This window comes from Streptomyces sp. NPDC057136, from assembly GCF_042670885.1.
Lineage (GTDB): Bacteria > Actinomycetota > Actinomycetes > Streptomycetales > Streptomycetaceae > Streptomyces.
Map to the genome: position 1 here is coordinate 1 of NZ_JBHUUV010000097.1, position 3,002 is coordinate 3,002.

The window sequence follows — 3,002 nt, forward strand, 5'->3', positions numbered from 1 at the left end:
CGTACTAAGGACAGCTCCTCTCAAATTTCCTACGCCCACGACGGATAGGGACCGAACTGTCTCACGACGTTCTGAACCCAGCTCGCGTACCGCTTTAATGGGCGAACAGCCCAACCCTTGGGACCGACTACAGCCCCAGGATGCGATGAGCCGACATCGAGGTGCCAAACCTCCCCGTCGATGTGGACTCTTGGGGGAGATAAGCCTGTTATCCCCGGGGTAGCTTTTATCCGTTGAGCGATGGCCCTTCCATGCGGAACCACCGGATCACTAAGCCCGACTTTCGTCCCTGCTCGACTTGTAGGTCTCGCAGTCAAGCTCCCTTGTGCCTTTACACTCTGCGAATGATTTCCAACCATTCTGAGGGAACCTTTGGGCGCCTCCGTTACCTTTTAGGAGGCGACCGCCCCAGTCAAACTGCCTGCCTGACACTGTCTCCCACCCCGATTCAGGGGTGCGGGTTAGAATTTCAATACAGCCAGGGTAGTATCCCACCGACGCCTCCACCGAAGCTGGCGCTCCGGCTTCAAAGGCTCCTACCTATCCTGTACAAGCTGTACCAAAATTCAATATCAGGCTGCAGTAAAGCTCCACGGGGTCTTTCCGTCCTGTCGCGGGTAACCTGCATCTTCACAGGTACTATAATTTCACCGAGTCTCTCGTTGAGACAGTGCCCAGATCGTTGCGCCTTTCGTGCGGGTCGGAACTTACCTGACAAGGAATTTCGCTACCTTAGGACCGTTATAGTTACGGCCGCCGTTTACTGGGGCTTCAATTCGCACCTTCGCTTACGCTAAGCGCTCCTCTTAACCTTCCAGCACCGGGCAGGCGTCAGCCCCTATACTTCGCCTTACGGCTTCGCAGAGACCTGTGTTTTTGCTAAACAGTCGCCTGGGCCTATTCACTGCGGCTCTCTCGGGCTTGCACCCTAACAGAGCACCCCTTCTCCCGAAGTTACGGGGTCATTTTGCCGAGTTCCTTAACGAGAGTTCTCTCGCTCACCTTAGGATTCTCTCCTCGCCTACCTGTGTCGGTTTGCGGTACGGGCACCTTTCACCTCACTAGAGGATTTTCTAGGCAGTGTGGAATCAGGAACTTCGCTACTATATTTCCCTCGCCATCACAGCTCAAGGTACATGGTGACGGGATTTGCCTCGTCACCCCTCTAACTGCTTGGACGCGCTATTCCAGCAGCGCGCTTACCCTATCCTCCTGCGTCCCCCCATCGTTCAAACGGTGAAGAGGTGGTACAGGAATATCAACCTGTTGTCCATCGCCTACGCCTTTCGGCCTCGGCTTAGGTCCCGACTAACCCTGAGCGGACGAGCCTTCCTCAGGAAACCTTAGGCATTCGGTGGAAGGGATTCTCACCCTTCTTTCGCTACTCATACCGGCATTCTCACTTCTAAGCGCTCCACCAGTCCTTACGGTCTAGCTTCTCAGCCCTTAGAACGCTCTCCTACCACGGACACCAACGGTGTCCATCCACAGCTTCGGTGATACGTTTAGCCCCGGTACATTTTCGGCGCAGAGTCACTCGACCAGTGAGCTATTACGCACTCTTTAAATGGTGGCTGCTTCTAAGCCAACATCCTGGTTGTCTAAGCAACTCCACATCCTTTTCCACTTAACGTATACTTTGGGACCTTAGCTGGTGGTCTGGGCTGTTTCCCTTTTGACTACGGATCTTATCACTCGCAGTCTGACTCCTAAGGATAAGTCATTGGCATTCGGAGTTTGTCTGAATTCGGTAACCCGATGAGGGCCCCTAGTCCAAACAGTGCTCTACCTCCAAGACTCTTATCTTAAGGCTAGCCCTAAAGCTATTTCGGAGAGAACCAGCTATCTCCAAGTTCGATTGGAATTTCTCCGCTACCCACACCTCATCCCCGCACTTTTCAACGTGCGTGGGTTCGGGCCTCCATTCAGTGTTACCTGAACTTCACCCTGGACATGGGTAGATCACCTGGTTTCGGGTCTACGACCACGTACTCATTCGCCCTATTCAGACTCGCTTTCGCTGCGGCTCCGCCTCTTCAGCTTAACCTTGCTTGAAATCGTAACTCGCCGGTTCATTCTACAAAAGGCACGCTATCACTCGGCGTCTTTCCGAAGGAAATACGCACAGAGCTCTAACTACTTGTAGGCACACGGTTTCAGGTTCTCTTTCACTCCCCTCCCGGGGTGCTTTTCACCTTTCCCTCACGGTACTGGTTCACTATCGGTCACTAGGGAGTATTTAGCCTTGGGAGATGGTCCTCCCTGCTTCCGACGGGATTTCACGTGTCCCGCCGTACTCAGGATCCACTCAGGAGGGAACGAAGTTTCAACTACAGGGTTGTTACCTTCTTTGACGGGCCTTTCCAGACCTCTTCATTTACTTCGTTCCTTTGTAACTCCGTATAGAGTGTCCTACAACCCCAAGAGGCAAGCCTCTTGGTTTGGGCTTCTTCCGTTTCGCTCGCCGCTACTCAGGAAATCGCGTTTGCTTTCTCTTCCTCCGGGTACTTAGATGTTTCAGTTCCCCGGGTCTGCCTTCCTTACTCTATGTATTCAAGTAAGGATACTACCCCATTACGGGCAGTGGGTTCCCCCATTCGGAAATCTCCGGATCAAAGCTTGCTTACAGCTCCCCGAAGCATATCGGTGTTAGTCCCGTCCTTCATCGGCTCCTAGTGCCAAGGCATTCACCGTGCGCCCTTACTAACTTAACCTAAAAAGGTTGTTTATTACTTACTTAATGGATTCATCCATAAAGTGGCGATTCTCGGTTATTACTTGGTTATTTCTCATATTATCTAGTTTTCAAGGAACAAGATTACATTGACTTTATCTTTTGGTGGAGCCTAGCGGGATCGAACCGCTGACCTCCTGCGTGCAAAGCAGGCGCTCTCCCAGCTGAGCTAAGGCCCCAAATTAGCATGAATGGTCGGGAAGACAGGATTCGAACCTGCGACCCCTTGGTCCCAAACCTGCCGCCACCCCGACCACGCCCGCCACCG

At 52.8% G+C, this 3,002-nt stretch carries 1 tRNA gene and 1 rRNA gene; both read right to left on the bottom strand.

Annotation, left to right across the window (positions count from 1 at the left end):
• Window positions 1-2,714, bottom strand: a 23S ribosomal RNA gene (locus ACFT7S_RS38590); the annotation flags it as partial.
• Between the two features lie 123 nt (window positions 2,715-2,837).
• Window positions 2,838-2,913: transfer RNA gene (locus ACFT7S_RS38595), tRNA-Ala, on the bottom strand.
• Window positions 2,914-3,002: the final 89 nt, after the last annotated feature.